Annotated in this window: 15 protein-coding genes and 2 pseudogenes; 4 read left to right on the top strand and 13 right to left on the bottom strand. The window is 55.0% G+C overall.

Annotation, left to right across the window (positions count from 1 at the left end; translation table 11 throughout):
- Positions 1-81: 81 nt before the first annotated feature.
- Both DSM14862_RS17785 and DSM14862_RS17780 read right to left on the bottom strand, forming a co-directional pair.
- Positions 82-705: a GNAT family N-acetyltransferase gene (locus DSM14862_RS17785; RefSeq protein ID WP_113075777.1), complete on the bottom strand. Its 624-nt coding sequence runs from the start codon at positions 703-705 to the stop codon at positions 82-84.
- Between the two features lie 193 nt (positions 706-898).
- Positions 899-1,906, bottom strand: a complete 1,008-nt coding sequence (locus DSM14862_RS17780) for an IS30 family transposase (RefSeq protein ID WP_243254435.1) — start codon at positions 1,904-1,906, stop codon at positions 899-901.
- A gap of 478 nt (positions 1,907-2,384) precedes the next feature.
- Here DSM14862_RS17780 and DSM14862_RS17775 point away from each other — a divergent pair, with 478 nt between their 5' ends.
- A complete protein-coding gene (locus DSM14862_RS17775) occupies positions 2,385-2,825 on the top strand; it encodes an acyloxyacyl hydrolase (protein WP_007121571.1) in 441 nt (146 codons plus the stop codon).
- Positions 2,826-3,517: 692 nt separating this feature from the next.
- Positions 3,518-3,994: a MarR family winged helix-turn-helix transcriptional regulator gene (locus DSM14862_RS17770; RefSeq protein ID WP_243254595.1), complete on the top strand. Its 477-nt coding sequence runs from the start codon at positions 3,518-3,520 to the stop codon at positions 3,992-3,994.
- Positions 3,995-4,183: 189 nt separating this feature from the next.
- Here DSM14862_RS17770 and DSM14862_RS17765 read toward each other — a convergent pair whose 3' ends face one another.
- Complete coding sequence (locus DSM14862_RS17765; protein WP_083804622.1) at positions 4,184-4,441, bottom strand: hypothetical protein; 258 nt, start codon at positions 4,439-4,441, stop codon at positions 4,184-4,186.
- On the bottom strand, positions 4,404-5,558 hold the full coding sequence (locus DSM14862_RS17760; RefSeq protein ID WP_243254594.1) for an enolase C-terminal domain-like protein: 1,155 nt from the start codon (positions 5,556-5,558) through the stop codon (positions 4,404-4,406). The genes DSM14862_RS17765 and DSM14862_RS17760 overlap by 38 nt, the downstream gene beginning before the upstream one ends.
- 641 nt (positions 5,559-6,199) lie before the next feature.
- Between DSM14862_RS17760 and DSM14862_RS17755 the strand changes: the two are divergent.
- Positions 6,200-6,534, top strand: a pseudogene (locus tag DSM14862_RS17755) (IS66 family transposase); the annotation flags it as partial.
- A 96-nt stretch (positions 6,535-6,630) separates the two neighbouring features.
- Here DSM14862_RS17755 and DSM14862_RS17750 read toward each other — a convergent pair.
- The 3 genes and pseudogenes from DSM14862_RS17750 to DSM14862_RS17740 all read right to left on the bottom strand — a co-directional run bounded on the left by DSM14862_RS17750 (position 6,631) and on the right by DSM14862_RS17740 (position 8,186).
- Positions 6,631-6,906: a CcdB family protein gene (locus DSM14862_RS17750; protein WP_007121179.1), complete on the bottom strand. Its 276-nt coding sequence runs from the start codon at positions 6,904-6,906 to the stop codon at positions 6,631-6,633.
- A 35-nt stretch (positions 6,907-6,941) separates the two neighbouring features.
- Positions 6,942-7,187, bottom strand: a complete 246-nt coding sequence (locus tag DSM14862_RS17745) for a hypothetical protein (protein ID WP_007121180.1) — start codon at positions 7,185-7,187, stop codon at positions 6,942-6,944.
- A 289-nt stretch (positions 7,188-7,476) separates the two neighbouring features.
- Positions 7,477-8,186: pseudogene (locus tag DSM14862_RS17740) on the bottom strand (IS6 family transposase).
- Between the two features lie 232 nt (positions 8,187-8,418).
- Here DSM14862_RS17740 and DSM14862_RS17735 point away from each other — a divergent pair.
- Positions 8,419-10,368 (top strand): acyltransferase family protein, encoded by a 1,950-nt coding sequence (locus tag DSM14862_RS17735; protein ID WP_007121182.1) that lies wholly within the window; start codon positions 8,419-8,421, stop codon positions 10,366-10,368.
- Between the two features lie 275 nt (positions 10,369-10,643).
- Here the strand turns inward: DSM14862_RS17735 and DSM14862_RS17730 are convergent, their stop codons facing one another.
- The 6 genes from DSM14862_RS17730 to DSM14862_RS17705 form a co-directional block, all read right to left on the bottom strand.
- Complete coding sequence (locus DSM14862_RS17730) at positions 10,644-11,645, bottom strand: IS30 family transposase (RefSeq protein WP_040701992.1); 1,002 nt, start codon at positions 11,643-11,645, stop codon at positions 10,644-10,646.
- A gap of 204 nt (positions 11,646-11,849) precedes the next feature.
- The gene (locus DSM14862_RS17725) at positions 11,850-12,119 is read right to left on the bottom strand and encodes a hypothetical protein (RefSeq protein ID WP_007121184.1); all 270 of its coding nucleotides are present in this window, start codon (positions 12,117-12,119) and stop codon (positions 11,850-11,852) included.
- Positions 12,120-12,134: 15 nt separating this feature from the next.
- A complete protein-coding gene (locus tag DSM14862_RS17720; protein ID WP_007121185.1) occupies positions 12,135-13,481 on the bottom strand; it encodes an ISNCY family transposase in 1,347 nt (448 codons plus the stop codon).
- 119 nt (positions 13,482-13,600) lie between these two features.
- Entirely contained in the window at positions 13,601-14,608 is a 1,008-nt protein-coding gene (locus DSM14862_RS17715; RefSeq protein ID WP_007121186.1) for an IS30 family transposase, read from the bottom strand.
- Positions 14,609-14,797: 189 nt separating this feature from the next.
- Positions 14,798-15,193 carry a response regulator gene (locus tag DSM14862_RS17710; protein WP_007121187.1) on the bottom strand — a complete coding sequence of 132 codons (396 nt, stop codon included), beginning with the start codon at positions 15,191-15,193 and terminating at the stop codon, positions 14,798-14,800.
- A 190-nt stretch (positions 15,194-15,383) separates the two neighbouring features.
- Positions 15,384-16,694: an NAD(P)/FAD-dependent oxidoreductase gene (locus DSM14862_RS17705; protein ID WP_243254592.1), complete on the bottom strand. Its 1,311-nt coding sequence runs from the start codon at positions 16,692-16,694 to the stop codon at positions 15,384-15,386.
- Positions 16,695-16,711: the final 17 nt, after the last annotated feature.

Genomic DNA, 16,711 nt, shown 5'->3' with positions numbered 1-16,711 from the left:
GGTCAAAATTGGTTTGCGCTCGTGCCAAACGGAGGCTTGTCATCAGGTGTTCAGCTCTCTCGTAATAATGGTTGTTTGTCCTCATCCAGGTTCGCCTAGATAGAGATCAAGCGAGGATCGGGGGAAGCGAACCATTCCACCATCAGAGGTACGCTGTCGGGTGAACCCGTGTCGATTGTAAAAAGCTTCTAGGTCGTCCATCCGCAGGCCTTCGTTGCCGAACGGCTCGTGGACAAGCTCGACGCTCAGGTCCACAGCATCCGAAGCTTTTACAAGTGCCCGCAGGATGGTGTGTGCTATTCCCTTCTCTCGATGGTGTGGCGCCACCCAAATACCGCCGAGAAAGAACCGTCTGTTTCTGAACGAATGCTCGATATAGGCGACATTGTCTTGCGCATTGCGGTAATAGGTGCGGTCTTCGGTATGGCCGGTCTCTCCTTGAAGGCCTGGAACCTGGTTTATCCGTGCGAGAACATCTGCATATTTCTTCCGTGCCCCAACTTGCGATTTATCCTGGGATGATCTGATATCGGCTGTGAGCACCGGGTGTCTGGTTTCACAATAGTCCTGCAAGCCGTGCTGCAGCGCCACTGAGACGAACGCGCGCAACTCGTGGTTCAGTCGTTCGTTTTCAGCTTGAAGGAATTCTGCTGCCTCCAATGTCATAGGCTCGGTGGGGCAACTGCTGCTCTGCTTTCCAATCATACTCGGAATTCCAATAGCGGTTCACATAGTGACGGACATGCTCGTCCGAATTCGTTTTTCGTTCAAGGGCCTTGATCGATGGGCCAACCCCGGTGTGAGCATAAACTACTGTTTTCTAACAAGAGTCGCACTTGAGGGTAGCGCGCGCCGCTGTGAACTCACGTTGAAGCGCAATTTCTGTTTGATCAGTTTATCAGGGTGACGTCACCCTTTCCATCAGGTTCAATCGGAAGACTTCAGCGGGCGTTTGATACCCCAGACACTTGCGCGGCGTATTGTTGAGACGGTCGCAGATCGACCTTAAATATCGATCTGTGAACACCGTGGGATCAGCCTTTCGCGGAAGGTAGCGGCGTAGACGGTTGTTGGTGTTTTCGACCGTACCCTTCTGCCAAGGCGATTTGGGGTCGCAGAACCAAGCGTCGACACCAAGCCCAGCTTTCAAATGCCGCCAGGCAGTGAACTCTGTGCCGCGATCAAATGTGATGCTGCGACGGGCTTCAGCGGGCAGGGGAGATAAGCTATCAATCAGGCCTTCCATTACCGGCTTTGACTGACGATCTGGGTTCTTTAAAACGACAGCGAACCGGCTCACGCGTTCGACCAACGAAGTCACATTCGCTTTCCCAAACTCCTTGCGGAACATCACCAGATCGCACTCCCAATGCCCGAACTGGCTACGTTCGGCTATCGCTTCGGGACGATGGGCTATGGCAAATTCATCAAGAAATCTGCGCCCATGATGCCTGCGGGTTCCGCGTGGCCTGCGGCGTCGGCGATGCTCTGGTAAATGGCGATAGAACTTCTCAGAACGGCCATCTTTGGAGTAAGCATAACGATAGATCGTCTCATGGCTGACGCGCATGGGATGGCACTCTTGCCGCATGCGTCCCGCGATCTGCTCAGGCGACCAACCCGCATCAAGTCCGTCGCGGACTGCCGCCATGATGTCAGGATATCGAATCAACTTACGATGCACCGCGCGGCGTTGTTCGTATCTGTCCTGCGCGTTCACTGCGTGGTAGCCGTTCAGCTGTGGCAGTTCTTCGTCATGATAGAAGTTCCGCCTGATCTCGCGGTAGATTGTTGAGGGCGCGCGACGCAAATTGTCGGCGATCTCTTTGATTGGTATCTTCGCATCAAGCCATTTGGCCAGCTTGCGGCGTTCTTCGAGGTTCAGGTGAGGGTAGCAGCGTCCCATTGATCAACTCCATGCAAGGTTCTGTTTTGATACAGAATTCGCACTTCATTTGTGAATCCACCCGCTACAAAGAGGTTTAGCCGATAATCAGTCTTATGGTACATAAAGCATCGCCGCAAAACCGCACAACACATCCAACAAGCCCGCCATATCCGCCACCCCCCGCGCGGGGATCAGCGCCCGAAACGCCGCCCCTGCGCAGACCAAAGGCCCGCTTCATTGCGCCTCGATCTCCGCTCAATAACCCAACCAGGTCAGCGAACGCCGACCCAGGCACCGCCATCAATTCCCGAACCCTGACAAGGCACCTTAAAAGTCTCGACTATTCTACACCAGGAAGGATATAGGAGCCCACCGCCATGCTAAGCACGAATGCGGTATTGAATATGACGTTAATTGTTACGCTGAGAAAGTCTTTTGTATGGTCCTAAGGCCCCTATGTTTCGCATGTTTTACATCTCTTGGAAGCACTCAGGCGGTGGCCGCCGACGAATGGGTATTTGGCGTTGGCGGCGCAGACCTGCTGGACAATGTCCGCAAAGAAGCCGTGGCCGTACTGCTCGAGTATCACTCCGACCCGTTCCATACGCAAAACTGGAGCCAGTTTTCCTGGATGGCAACTGCCAAGTTCGATACAACAAACAATCATTTTATCGGCTTTGGGGTGCATGCATTTGCACCATTAAACAACAAAAAAGCCTTCTTGGAAGCCAGCTTTGCGGTCGGCGGATACCACCAGGGGACGCTTCTTGGCAAAAAAGCTGACCCTGTCCTGTTTCGGTCCAGTCTCGGGGGTGGCGTCACGCTCAAAAACGGCAACCGCATTTCCTTAACAATAGACCACCTTCTGGATAGCGATCTGAAAAATGAGCGCCCCGGCAAAGAATCTATCATGCTCCGTTATGCGCGGAGCTTCTAAAGGACGCGAGAGTGCCCCAACAGGACGGTGCGGCAGGAACCCGCCCGCGAAGCGCCCCAACAGGAGGGTCGAGGTTGCTCTGGAACGATGCGATGGCAGTCGCGGCAGATTGAGCCGATCGCCGCAACGTATTCATGCATATCCTGTTGATCCGCTGGTCGAGAGCTTCATCCGGTGTTTTGCGCCCCAGAGTTTGACGTCGTCGCGCCTTCGAGGCACCGGCAACAGCGGTCAGCGCGCCAACGCCGTGTTGGTCGAGGCCCCACAACCGACACCCCCGGAACCGCGCTGTCGCTGATCTCTGCCGGGCAGTCGCGAAGCTCCAACGCGCCGGTGAGGCCCGGCGAACCGCAATTGCCCGTGTGTTTGCTCGGTCATTTGAGAGCACGACCGGTCCCATACACGCGGTGAACTTTCGTTTCAAAACGCTATGCTCTTGCCTGTAGAGAGGCTGGTAAACGGCTACGTGACGGATGCGCATTGGCGGCTTTATCGGCAAGCCCGCCTTTAAGCGCGGCGTGATTTGTTCCGGGCGCCTGCCAGAGCACTCGCGTCGGCTTTGCCGATGTACGCTCCACCGCCCTCTCCATCCCAAAATATTCAAAATACCTTCAGAGGGTGACGCGAAGCCAGTAGCTTGAACTGTTAAACTTGCCTTAGTACAGACCTTCTTAAACTGGTAAGGGCAACACATGCAGCAACCTATAGATTCCGACACCTCTTTCTTCCTTCTGCTCGACATCGGCCGCTTGTTACGCGCAGAGTTTGAGCACAGAGTAAGCGATGCCGCGCTAGGTATTACCCCAGGTGAGGCACGAACGTTGGCGAATATTGCGCGCTTTGGCCCTATGAGCCAGAACGATCTAGCCGACATCAGTGGCTTTGGCGCAATGAGCGTTACAAGGGTCCTGGGAAATCTTGAAGCAGCAGGGTTGGTATGTCGAAGTCCCAACCCAAATGACCGTCGCATCAGAATGGTCCAGGTCACCGAAAAGGCATCGCCGCTTCTCGCAAGGTTAGCGGACATCGGCGATGAGGTGAAAGCCGTTACCCGCGGAGGTATGTCTACCAATAATTGGCGCGCATTCGAAAGCATGTCGAAAATTGTACGCGACAACCATCTAACAGCTTATCGCGCAAGGCGTGCAACAGATATAGAGCCAGAATGAACACGTAGGGCTGTCCGGGAACTTGAACGCCAGATAGGACACAAGGCGCTGGAGATGCTGAAATCCGAAGCCAAACGTGGACGTCTAATCGCAGGGTCGCAGTCAAGCCTCGATGCAAAAGCGCGGCCTATCGAAATGTCCTTAAAACAGTTCGACCTCCGGTTCTTCCTCAGTCCGTTCTCAACACAGTCATCTGATCGAGGTCATGCATATGTCCGGGGCATGTTTGTCCCCGCAGTCAACACTTGGCTGCCGCATTTTATTTCCCTCTGGTGAAGCCCTCCCTTGTTCTGCAAGCAGCCTGTAATAGCTGCCACGTCGTTCGGATTGGCCTGACGTCCGTTCACGACAGGGACGCCTCCTCGCAAGCAACGAGGTCGCTGCCTCGTAGAAGAGCCCATGCAATTGCTCATCCCGCCTTGGGGAGATGTGGCCGGTACAATCCATCTTTCCCGATTGGAATTCGCGTGTGGAGAGCCGAAGCCATGCGTCGGCAGATCAAGGCTTCGGAAAATTCTTCGGGTCTTCGATGGTGGCCACGATCAGGAACGTGAAGCGCTCCGTCAGAAAGAACCGGCGGCGCACCGAGCAGCAGTCGAGCGATGCGCGATTGCGCACGGTGAAGTTCCACCGTGCCAGTAGACGACGCGCCACACATCCAATGCAGGTTAACCAGGTCCCACCCCCCGGCGGGGCTTATTGCGCACCCTAATCTTCTGCCATTCTCCGCCAGCATGGCGGCAGCCCGGAGGCCCCCGGCAAAGACCGCATTTGGCTGCAATACTGTGACACCGGCCTCGGCCAATAGGGCAAAGCGGTCTGCGTCCTGTTCCATCTGGCCGGCCCCGATGGGCATGATGTTGAGCGCCGCGAGTCGAGCAAGCACCAGCCGGTCATTGCCGCGTACCGGCTCTTCCAGCCAAGCAAGAGCAAGGTCAGCGGCGGTACGCATAAAGGCCCGGGCGGTCGCCTCATCCATGCCGCAGTTGGCGTCCGCGATCAGCTCGGCGCTTCCAATGGCCTCGCGCACCGCGCGCAGCCGCGCCACGTCCTCGGTCACAGGCCGCCCTTTTGCCGCGATCAAGACCTTCACCCCCTGCGCACCGGCGGCAACCTCACTCGCGCAGGTTGCAACAAGCGCGTCGGTTTCGAGGGCAGGAAAGCCGCAGGTCACATGCACAGGCGCGGCCGTGCGTGCGCCACCCAGCAGCCGCGCAACGCTAACCCCCTGTCGTTTGGCCTCAAGGTCAGTGAACGCGATCTCAAGCGCAGAGAGCGCGGAGACCACCACGCCGGTCATGTTGCGTGGGTTGAAACGCCGCATCAAAGCAGTGGGGTCGCACGGGGCCCCGGCAGAGAAAGCCTCGGCGACGCTGTTGTTGAGAAAATGCGCCACTTCCTGTGCAAGGAAGCGGCCAGTGAAACCTTCGCCGTGCAATCCGGTCTCGTCTCTGATGACGACTCGCACAAATGTAAAACTATCGGGCCCGGCATAGGGCAATGGGTCGCCGGGCATTGCCTCAGGACTATGTACCGTGGCCTGGATGCCCACCGAACCGCTCATTTCCGTTTGCCCCTGCGGGGGGTGGCCTTTGCCCCATCGCGGCCCTCGACCCCGCGGCCACGGCTTTTATCGTAATTGCTCGAATTTCCACGCTGTCCGCTACATCATGGCGCGCCCTGCCTGAAAGCTGATTACGAACCTGCCGGTCACGACCCATGCAGACGCTGTCCACAAGCTCGAATGATATGCGTTGCGATGGAACATCGAGACCTATTTCCGGACTCTGAAAGCCGGATGCCGAGCCGAAGAGCTGCGCGCGGCCACGGCTGATCGTCTGGCGAACTGCATTGCACTGTGCTACGTCCTTGTCTGGCGCGTATCTTGGCTTACGACGCTCAGCCGTGAGGCACCAAAGACATCGCCCAATGCGGTCCTTACTGAAGTCGAGTGTTGCCTGCTCGAACGGTCCACGTCAGTAAACAGACTGAAGGGTCCTCGTGATCTGGCTTTCTACGTCAGGGCGATCGCACGGCTCGTGAGAGTATCGCGATCGCGTCTCCGATGCACCACCAGGACGACAGTTATATGGCACGGCCTCTCTCGCTTCGCTGATATTGTCGAAGGTGCCCGCATCGCGGAAACACCAAAGCCGGAAACTTGTGGGTAACTGCAAGGCGATTGATACCGCCGAATTAAAAGCGATGATCGCGGCATTGCAGGCTGAAATCGCGGCGGAAAACGCCAAGATGTAAGCCACGCTGCGGGTCCATGATCAATTGGCGCAGGCGCTGCGCCTGCGGATCGTCAAATTGCAAAATCTGAAGCTTTGCAAATCCTCGGAGAAGGTCGAGCGCGAGATCGAGCAACTGGAACTGGCGTTGGAAGACCTGCTGGTTGCAGTGGCTGAGAAGGATGCACCTCTATCGAAGAAGGACTGGACGAGCCAGCTCCAGAGGAGGCGTCAGTCCCTGTTTCGCGCCGCCGCCCGCGTGTGTCTGATGCGACCCTCCAGGAACGCTATGAGCTTGACCTAGGTCGGACGTTTGCGTCCCGCGGCGACTTCATGCCTCCTGACAGATGGCCGCCCGGCACCGCAGCCCTTATAGGTAAATGCGGGTGGGTTTCTTTGTGGCTAAAAACCAGAAACTAAAAGATCGATGGCAGCGACGATTTCGTCACGCCATGCCGACGCATCGCCGACGACAGAACCGATTTGCGCGCCCGGAATAGCAACCAACTGCGACATGAATATGATGTGCTGGACGCCGTCCAAGTAAATAGGAATATGCAGTCTGGGTGTCAGAGCACCCCACTCGGAGCGCGGAAGGACCGGCGCATAAAGAATATAGGCCGTCTCAATCCCGATATCCGTTTGGACACGGCATACTAATTCGGTGCCATCGCGCATGCGATGGATGTTTCCTTGCATGATATCTTGCTCGCTTAGACCTGTCTAAAGCGAGCAAGACTGGACCCGTTCTGCTCCAGATGGCGGCTTTCATGTGCGATGCCTTCTTTAGCAGACGCGATCCAGGCGGCCCGGTCGCGTTCAGCTCTGGAGCGCGCAATGCCAGCATCAATCCAGTCCCGAACTACCTCAGCAATAGAATTTCCGGTTGCATTTGCCTCTTGCTCGAGGGCCACTTTGCGTTCCTGACCGATGTCACGAATATTCAATGATGAAGACATTGTAGCCTCTCTTCCACGCGGGTTGCCGTACATAGTGACGTACATATAGCAACACATCGTGTTGCACAAGTGCCGCGATGCGAATGTTCGATCCACGTTTGCCGGCAGAGACTGGCCCATGGACAAGCCCCCGTTTCACCGGACACCTAAGCGGTTTCGGTTTTGGCCTTGATGAACTCGCGAGGCGAGCGCCATTTTAGGCCGCTGTGTGGGTGGTTGTCATTATAGTCCTCGATCCGGCTCTGTTGCATTAGTCCGCGTTGTACAAGAAATTTGAGCCGGCCGCCTATCAAGCTGCCGCATCAAACAGGTTTGCGACGAAGGCGATCTCGTTCAAGATGCCAGCCTCATTGTTCGCAAAATGACCTTTCTTGATTGCGCGATGGGTTTCGATGCCTTTCAGCGTGTTCTTGGCGGCGGTGAGTTTTCTAAAGCTCCGTTTCGGCCTCAGGAGCTGTTTCAGCGCGGCATGATCAGCTTCGATCCGGTTGTTGAGGTATTTCCGATCAACGTGCCGGATCCTTTCATCCGGCCCGTTACCTAAGTTCATTTCCTCAATCACTTTTGCATAGCTGTGCGCCTTGTCCGTGACGATTGTCATGGGATAGTAGCACCGCGCTGTTTCACTTGCCTGGCGCATGAATGCCCTTGCTGCGTTGGCGTCTCTGCGAGCGGTGAGCCGAAAATCAATCAACTGCCCGCGTTGATCGACAGCCCGCCACAGGTAGCACCAACGGCCATTCACCCGCACGTAGGTCTCGTCCACATGCCACTGCAGCCCGCGCCAGGAACGATGCGCACCGTAGGCTCGTTTCCGGATCTCCGGTCCAAATTTCTGAACCAACGGTAGATCGTCGCCGCATCAGCCGTGATCCCGCGTTCGGCCAAAAGATCCCGCACATCACGGTACGACAGTGGGTATCGGCAGTACCAGCGAACCGCCAGGAGGATCACATCTCTAGGAAAGCGATGTTGTTTAAACGGATCTCGGCGCGACATGTGGCCTCCTCCTACATCAGTGCGGAACAGTGTTGCGCTTCGTAGAAGCTAATGCAACAGAGCCCTTATGGTAGAGTGGAGTTGCCAGACAAGGTGTCTTGGTCTTACGGCGCGCGTGCACTAAAGTCAGTATTTAGCTACCCTTCTATATATTCTAGAAAGGTGCGTAGCCCGATCAGCACCTGCGCGGTGTCGGGCTCATGCATGAACACTTAGGCCAAAGCATTTTTTAATGAACATTTCAAAGCCCAGGCAGGATAAAACCAAGAGCAATATTTATAGGCCGGATGTCGATGGACTTCGGGCGCTTGCGGTCACTGCAGTGATTGCGGGGCATACTTTTGAAAACTGGTTCCCCCGAGGCTATCTCGGTGTAGATGCTTTTTTTGTTATATCGGGTTTTGTTATCACCCTCTCGCTTGTTTCCAGGTCAGGCACGTCATTTGGATTGTTCTTGGCAGCCTTCTCCTTAAGGCGGATTAAGCGGCTTTTTCCTGCACTGTTGGTGTGTATCGGCCTGACCTGCGCCATTCTTTTGTTTGTCGATCCTGCACCCAAAAAATCTCTTCTAACGGGAGCCGCGGCTCTGTTTGGGGTTTCTAACTTTTCCTTGTATTTTCAGGAGCTTGACTACTTTTCTCCCTCAATAAGATACAACGGCTTTACGCATACTTGGTCTTTGGGGGTCGAAGAGCAGTTTTATCTTCTGTTCCCCCTTCTGTTCTGGGTTGCCTTTAAGCCCTCTCAAAGTCGGTCTTCGCGCCGGCTTCTTTGTGTTATCCTGCCCCTGTGCATGCTTTCGTTGCTGGGCTTTGTTTTTTTTCAAACCCGCGCGCCGATGGCTGCTTACTACCTGATGCCTTTGCGGTTCTGGGAATTGGGCCTTGGGGTTGCCTCTGCGGCGTTTCTCTATCACCGGCCTGATAGGTTTTACACCGTAGGGCGGTTCTTGCGGGCACCGCTTTTGATGGCTGCGATGACGGTGGTTTTCATCCTCCCCTATGGAAGCGCGGTCTTGGGTCATCTCCTGATCGTTGCCTTGACCACCGCACTGCTTTTTGCAGGAGGTAAAGAAACGGATCAAACCCAACTATTGACGAATAGACCGACGCGGTATGTGGGGAACATCTCTTATTCTTTGTATCTTTGGCACTGGCCCTTTTTGACATTTGGTCTGCTCGCGCCTTCCAGTATCTGGGCGAACCCACTGGTCAGCATAGGCAGTGCGCTTTTCGTGGCAATCCTGTCCTATCACTTCGTGGAGCAGCCCGTCCAAAGGATCAAGACGCCCCGGCCGAGGCTTTGGCATTTTGCCGGAGCCTTTGCATCTGTGTTCTGTGTGATTGCCGTTGTTGCTGCAGGGAACTCTTATCGAAAATCTGTATGGGTATCTCGCTTTGAAGCTGCGATGCACCCTGATTTTTCGCCGCTTCCAGGCAGTAACCTACCATTCTATCCAACATGCGTGGTGGGGGATAGCATTCCGCTCAAACCCGATACTTTTGACAAATGTACATTTGCGCCCCAGACGGACGGAGAGAGAACCTTCTGGGTGATGGGCGATAGCCATGCAGGTCATCTGCAGGGCACCTTTCTGAAAATGCGTGACGATCACGGCTATGGTTTTCATTTGGTGGAGACGCCTGGAATGAGTTTCCCCGTTGTCGAGACGGAAAGCTTCCCAGCCCGATCAACCCTTTTTCAGCAGGTGCGCGACCGCTGGAAGCCTGGTGATATTGTGGTTTTGTCGCGCTTGCATTTCACCCGCACTGACCCGCTGAGAGTTCGCGAGACTTTCAACAGATGGGTTAAGGAGGTTGATACTCTCGCTGATGAGCTTGCAGGATCTGGGATCGGCCTTTTCTTGGTGGGCCCACCTCCGATGTTTATGTTTGAAGATATACGTGCCTGTGCCCCGGACGATGAGCTTAGCTGCTCATTGCAACGCGGCAAATTGGAAGAGGTGGTCGATGTCGTGCATCGGGACCTCGGCCGCATTGCACGCAAGCATGAGAACACGGAGTTCATAGATTTGTTTTCGGAGCTTTGCGCCGAAACTTCAGATGTTTGTAGCCCGATTCAAGATGGCTATTTTTTGTTCCGAGACCGTGACCATCTGAACGTGGAAGGCGCGGCGCGGATGTCAGGGCGTTTTCAGGCTGCTGTAGAAGCCCTGAACTGACGTGATCACAGGGACCTGTTGGGGCGCCGGCTCACGACAGTGGCAATCTGTTTAAGGGGGGCGGTTGCGAAGCTTGTGGAATTGGGATGTAGCCGGACAGCGCTGACGGATAGCCTTAAGCACGTGTTTATGTCTGCTATCTCCAACACCGGTTTTAGCCTCCGATAGATGCCGGAGGTGTTGTCACGTTAACCCGCCGAGTTTGTCAGTTGGCATGCCGTTCGTTTGTGAGCGATACCCGAACCGCGACTCTTGTCGAGCTCAAGGTAGGGGCGTCATCGCATTTCCTCCAATATCTTTTCGCGAAAGACCTCGGCTGGCGTTTTCCATCCAAGGCACTTGCGCGGCGTGTTGTTGAGGCGATCACAGATCACCTTCATATCGTGATCTGTGCATTGCCGGATGTCGCGTTTGCGGGGTAGCCACCTTCGAAGGCGTCGGTTTGTGTTCTCGACTGTGCCTTTCTGCCAGGGGCTGGAGGGGTCGCAAAACCACGTCTTGGTTCCGATCTCGGCTTGGAGATGAGGCCAACTGACAAACTCGGTTCCGCGGTCAAAAGTGATGGACCGACGGGCGACGAGGGGGAGGTCTTTGATGGCACTCATGATCTTGCCCATAACCGGCTTGGTGCGCTTGTTGGGGTTCTTCAGGATCACGGTGAAGCGGCTGACGCGCTCAACCAGTGAGGTGACGTTGGTCTGGCCAAGCTTCTGTTTAAACAGCATCAAATCAGCTTCCCAGTGGCCAAACTGGCGGCGATGAGCCACATCATCCGGGCGAAATAAGATACTGACATCGCGGTGGAATTTGGGTTCTCTGCGCCTTCTGGTGCGACGTGGCCTGCGGGCGACACGGTGGGTCGGTAGATACCACCACAGGTCTTCGCGCTGACCTTCTTTGGAATAGATGTAGCGATAAATGGTTTCCTGGCAGATCCTGAGGGGAGCGCGCTCGTGGATCATACGGTTACTGATCTGCTCTGGTGTCCAACCGTTCTTGATACGCTCGATCACGCGCTTGCGAAGTTCAGGATGTTTGATCAGTTTGCGCTCTCGAGCACGACGTTCCGCTTGCGTGAGGTGAGCAGCGGCACCGTAATAGCCATCGCATCCAGGCATGTTTTCGTCCGAGAAACGGTTGCGCTTTAGCTCGCGAAATATCGTTGATCTGCAGCGCTTCAGCACGCGCGCCATCTCGTCAACTGGGACCTTCGCGTGTCTCCAGCGTTCTATCTTGCGTCGTTCTGTGATACTCAGTTCGTTGTAAACGGCTCCCATACCGATACCTCTCACTAGATAAACTACTGTTTTCTAACAAGAGTCGCACTTGAGGGTAGCGCGCGCCGCTACATACAGAATGTAAACACCATTCAGAAATGTCACCGATTGCGCAAAGCAGAAGTGTCACCACAGGTGCTGGCGTGAGCAAGGCTTAGCAGCCCGGAGACCTAAATATCGGAAGGCTGAAAAGCCTTGCGGGGGTCAGTGAAAGAGCTGGCGTTTCTCTTTCTTTGAAAGGAACGCAGTAAGGCCTTCCTCCTTCACAGTCTTCTCGAACTGTTGCCAGGCGAGGCCATCCGCGATGAACAGATTATCAAGCACCGTTGAGGTGCCAAACTCGTTGACGACCTCTAGGATCCAGCCTGGATCGATGTCTGTCTTGTAAATTTCAACCGTCAGAATGTGCCCGTCGATTTCTACGTCGGCGCACAGGTCTGAGAAGATCACTTCAACGTCGTCATCAGCATTCATAAGTTAGGCTTGGGCCTATTCCGCGGTCTGTGCAATCTTATTCTTGGCGTGCGATCCTGACGGGCGCCCTGGGTGGCGCCCATTGGGATTGTATCCCATTTTCTCTGAGTTCGTCCGGACCTTCGGTTTTGGCGGCGCGGCGTCCTGCATCTCTTTGATATGTTCCAGCACGGCGCTTAGACGTTTATGGTCGGTGATCGCCGCATGGGTGACGCGTTGATCCATATCGAAGACTTTGTAGGGCAGGGAGCGCCCCTTTGAACGCACCTCAAACCGGCCATCCACAAAGGCATAGGTGTCGACGTATTTGCCAACGAGGCCGCGCGTGGTCTCGTTCTCTTCAAGTATGATGCGCTTGCGGTCATAGGAAAACGTCAGCTGCTTGCCGACATAACGGTTCTCCCGCCAGCACAGCACATCGGCCAGCCGATGCGGCTCGACGTTGAGTGCGCGGTGCAAGTTGTCCGGCTTGGCCGGTGCCTTTGTGAATCTAGCGTTATGGCGCTCTTTAAAATCTTGCAGATAGGCGTTTCCCGCTTCCATGTCAGAGATGCCTGCGATCCGTAATTCTTTGACAAGACGGTCCTGAAGCGTGCGGTTGGCGCGCTCAACACGGCCCTTGGCCTGGCTCGAATTGGCGCAAAGGATCTCGATGTTCAACTCGCTCAGTGCGCGGCCAAACTGTGTGGTCCGCGCGCCGCCCGTGGCGTCTTCTTTGGCCACCCGAAACACCGAGTGCTTGTCGGAATAGAACGCGACGGGACGACCATGTTTGTGCAGATAGCCCTCCAAAGCCTCAAAATAGCTAAAGGTGCTTTCCGACTTCACAAACCGTAGCTCCATCAGCGAGCTGGTCGCGTCATCAATGAACACCAGCAGGGTGCAGGGCGCGGCGCGGTCTTCAAACCAACGGTGATCCGAGCCATCAATCTGGATCAGTTCTCCAAAGCATTCTCGACGCAAACGCGGTTGGTGAAACTGACGTCGCTGCTTGCGCGGTAGCCAGATCCCATCTTCTTGCATCCACTTGCGAACCGTCTCTCGCGAAACTCTGAACCCATGATGTTCGGCCAGCATCTCCGCCGCCAATGTCGGGCCGAAGTCGGGATACTGCTCCTTGATGACAGACAAAGCAAAGTCAGGCTTCGCGGAGTGGATTTGGTTGTTCGGCGCGCGTCCGCGAGACCCTTGTCGGATCGCCGACGCGCCATCCTTGCGATACCGCTTCAATAGCCTGAAGATTTGCCGCCGGGTCAGACCCAGCATGTGGGCCGCATTGTTAACGGTCAGCCGGTCATCATCGACCTGTGCCAAAACTTCCACGCGGTTCAACTCGCGCTCGCTCATCATCACCCATCCCATGTCCACGCATCCTCATCTCAAACCGAGGACAGAGTGACACTTCTGCTTTGCTAAAGGGTGACATTATCGCTTTGCGGTGTGAACTCACGTTGAAGCGCAATTTCTGTTTGATCAGTTTATCAGGGTGACGTCACCCTTTCCATCAGGTTCAATCGGAAGACTTCAGTGGGCGTTTGATACCCCAGACACTTGCGCGGCGTATTGTTGAGACGGTCGCAGATCGACCTTAAATATCGATCTGTGAACACCGTGGGATCAGCCTTTCGCGGAAGGTAGCGGCGTAGACGGTTGTTGGTGTTTTCGACCGTACCCTTCTGCCAAGGCGATTTGGGGTCGCAGAACCAAGCGTCGACACCAAGCCCAGCTTTCAAATGCCGCCAGGCAGTGAACTCTGTGCCGCGATCAAATGTGATGCTGCGACGGGCTTCAGCGGGCAGGGGAGATAAGCTATCAATCAGGCCTTCCATTACCGGCTTTGACTGACGATCTGGGTTCTTTAAAACGACAGCGAACCGGCTCACGCGTTCGACCAACGAAGTCACATTCGCTTTCCCAAACTCCTTGCGGAACATCACCAGATCGCACTCCCAATGCCCGAACTGGCTACGTTCGGCTATCGCTTCGGGACGATGGGCTATGGCAAATTCATCAAGAAATCTGCGCCCATGATGCCTGCGGGTTCCGCGTGGCCTGCGGCGTCGGCGATGCTCTGGTAAATGGCGATAGAACTTCTCAGAACGGCCATCTTTGGAGTAAGCATAACGATAGATCGTCTCATGGCTGACGCGCATGGGATGGCACTCTTGCCGCATGCGTCCCGCGATCTGCTCAGGCGACCAACCCGCATCAAGTCCGTCGCGGACTGCCGCCATGATGTCAGGATATCGAATCAACTTACGATGCACCGCGCGGCGTTGTTCGTATCTGTCCTGCGCGTTCACTGCGTGGTAGCCGTTCAGCTGTGGCAGTTCTTCGTCATGATAGAAGTTCCGCCTGATCTCGCGGTAGATTGTTGAGGGCGCGCGACGCAAATTGTCGGCGATCTCTTTGATTGGTATCTTCGCATCAAGCCATTTGGCCAGCTTGCGGCGTTCTTCGAGGTTCAGGTGAGGGTAGCAGCGTCCCATTGATCAACTCCATGCAAGGTTCTGTTTTGATACAGAATTCGCACTTCATTTGTGAATCCACCCGGCTACATAAAAAGTACCTATAGGGTTAATTATGGTAAATAATAGAGAATCCTGCCGCGCCGCTCACTCCCTCGTTTCGGAAGTTGGATTGTGAACTATGCAGTTCTTATCACGAAGTCTGTCACTCTATCTGCTTGGTAATTGGACAATGGAGCACGCATCCATTGCCGTTAGAATTTGCGCGTTCAGTGTCATAGGATCGAAAGGTTTTTCGATGACTTCCTTAGCGCCGATGCCAAAAAGATGTGCTCGGCTCGCTGCATTTACTCGAGCTGTCATAAAGATTGCGGGAACACTTTGGAGGCTCGGTATGTCCCAAAGTTTCTTTAGTAGATCTGGACCCGTTAACCCAGGCATCATGACGTCGAGTAGAAACACATCCGGCAGAAATTGTTCTACCGCAAAAAGTGCATCGGTTCCGGAGAGGCAGCCGACAACTTCGAAGTTCTCTGAGAACTCCAGCGAGATCTGAGTTAGTTCGAGGATATCGGCGTCGTCATCGACATGCAATAATTTGATCATAATACTGCCTGATCTGAAGCTATAGAGTACTTCCTGCGATTACCTGTGCTTGAGTCATGGCCTTTCAAGTTGGAAGGCATACCCGGTATGCCTCGAAAGCATAGCGCAAAGTGGGCTGGTCCAATTTGGAAAGTCGTTTAGACTTCAGATTGGCGTCCCGAGGAATAATTCGACATTTCGCCCCCTAGTCCTAGCGACCTGCACGGCGTAACTTTGCCCGGTCGTCCATGCGGTATTTCAACATGAAGAAAGGCATAAACCAAGGCTTCCCATTGTAGAAAGGAATGGCCGCAGGCGGTTGGAAATCAAAGGCAGAAGGCGCCTCATTGGTGTTTCCCAAAAGCTTCTGCGCCGCCTTACGCCCGATCCATGGTGCCCAGACAACTCCGGAGCCGCAGAATCCGGTCGCGTAAAGCAAACCCTTGTTTTCGAAAATACGTGGAATCATGTCGCGGTGCATGGCGACCTTGCCATACCAAGTATGCGATACACTATAGGGCTCAAGCTCCGGGAACAAATCGAGTAGATTACGACGCAGATAGGCGACCGGTTTGGTGGGGTCCTCAAGAGTAGTCCCATCTCGTCCGCCAAAAAGTATGCGCGTCCCATCTGGTGACGGTCGGAAGTAAAAACCGAGCGTGCGCGTATCATTCAACATCATGCGGCGCGGCATCAATTTGTCCATAAGATTGGACGGTAAAGGTTCGGTTGCAATGATCCGGCTGCGTACAGGCACAATGCGGCGGCGCAACCAGGGTGTAGCGCCATCTGTGTATCCGTTTGTACTAACGAGAACCTGTCGTGCTTGAACCTGCCCTCGCGAGGTACGTACCGTAAAGCCAGTTGCATCTTGGTCGATGCTCTCAACAGCTGTTTCAGAATGCACAATGACACCTGCAGCTTGGGCAACACGCAGCAGCTCGGCAATGAACTTAGCGGGATGTAGCCCGCCAATATCCATTCGCACACTCCCGCCCCGAAAGAAGTCTGTGCCGATATACTTGTGCTGTTCGGACTGAGGGACAGGGTAGGATTCAATCCCAAGGTTGCGCTCCAGATGCTCGGCGTGCCGCGCCATCCGCTCATAATCTTCGGTGCCGAGCGCGCCCCCGAAGCGACCGACCTTAGCGAAATCACAGTCGATACCTTCGGCTTCGATCATGTCATAAAGATGCTGGCGGGCATCCTTGCTTTCAAGCGTGATGGCATCGGCGCGCTCTTGGCCAAATTTCTTGACCAAGGTCGCATGGTCAATCCTGATATTGCCGCTGGTAATGCCACCGTTACGAGAGGATGCACCCTCCCCCGGGTGTTGTTTGTCATATATTGCCACCGATCGCCCGGCGCGAGCCAGTGTCAATCCAGCCGTCAACCCCGCATAGCCTGCGCCGATGATCGCAACATCAACACGTTTTTCCAGCGGTACCTTTGGAAGAGGGGAGACAGGTGCAGCTTCCCACCAGTAGGGCATGCATTTCAACACTGTGTGATCGGAGGACATCTTCGGGGCTCCTGCGG

Origin of the sequence: Sulfitobacter indolifex (genome assembly GCF_022788655.1) — a bacterium.
Lineage (GTDB): Bacteria > Pseudomonadota > Alphaproteobacteria > Rhodobacterales > Rhodobacteraceae > Sulfitobacter > Sulfitobacter indolifex.
This window is presented reverse-complemented; position numbering and strand designations above follow the sequence as displayed.

Bases quoted from the DNA above. Each gene is read 5' to 3' on its own strand.
- DSM14862_RS17735 (WP_007121182.1), top strand. From the start codon at position 8,419: ATGAACATTTCAAAGCCCAGGCAGGATAAAACCAAGAGCAATATTTAT.
- DSM14862_RS17750 (WP_007121179.1), bottom strand. From the start codon at position 6,906: ATGCGCGATGGCACCGAATTAGTATGCCGTGTCCAAACGGATATCGGG.
- DSM14862_RS17710 (WP_007121187.1), bottom strand. From the start codon at position 15,193: ATGATCAAATTATTGCATGTCGATGACGACGCCGATATCCTCGAACTA.
- DSM14862_RS17725 (WP_007121184.1), bottom strand. From the start codon at position 12,119: ATGAATGCTGATGACGACGTTGAAGTGATCTTCTCAGACCTGTGCGCC.
- DSM14862_RS17745 (WP_007121180.1), bottom strand. From the start codon at position 7,187: ATGTCTTCATCATTGAATATTCGTGACATCGGTCAGGAACGCAAAGTG.
- DSM14862_RS17720 (WP_007121185.1), bottom strand. From the start codon at position 13,481: ATGGGATGGGTGATGATGAGCGAGCGCGAGTTGAACCGCGTGGAAGTT.
- DSM14862_RS17715 (WP_007121186.1), bottom strand. From the start codon at position 14,608: ATGGGACGCTGCTACCCTCACCTGAACCTCGAAGAACGCCGCAAGCTG.
- DSM14862_RS17785 (WP_113075777.1), bottom strand. From the start codon at position 705: ATGATTGGAAAGCAGAGCAGCAGTTGCCCCACCGAGCCTATGACATTG.
- DSM14862_RS17760 (WP_243254594.1), bottom strand. From the start codon at position 5,558: ATGAGCGGTTCGGTGGGCATCCAGGCCACGGTACATAGTCCTGAGGCA.
- DSM14862_RS17705 (WP_243254592.1), bottom strand. From the start codon at position 16,694: ATGTCCTCCGATCACACAGTGTTGAAATGCATGCCCTACTGGTGGGAA.
- DSM14862_RS17730 (WP_040701992.1), bottom strand. From the start codon at position 11,645: ATGGGAGCCGTTTACAACGAACTGAGTATCACAGAACGACGCAAGATA.
- DSM14862_RS17765 (WP_083804622.1), bottom strand. From the start codon at position 4,441: ATGGATTGTACCGGCCACATCTCCCCAAGGCGGGATGAGCAATTGCAT.
- DSM14862_RS17770 (WP_243254595.1), top strand. From the start codon at position 3,518: ATGCAGCAACCTATAGATTCCGACACCTCTTTCTTCCTTCTGCTCGAC.
- DSM14862_RS17780 (WP_243254435.1), bottom strand. From the start codon at position 1,906: ATGGGACGCTGCTACCCTCACCTGAACCTCGAAGAACGCCGCAAGCTG.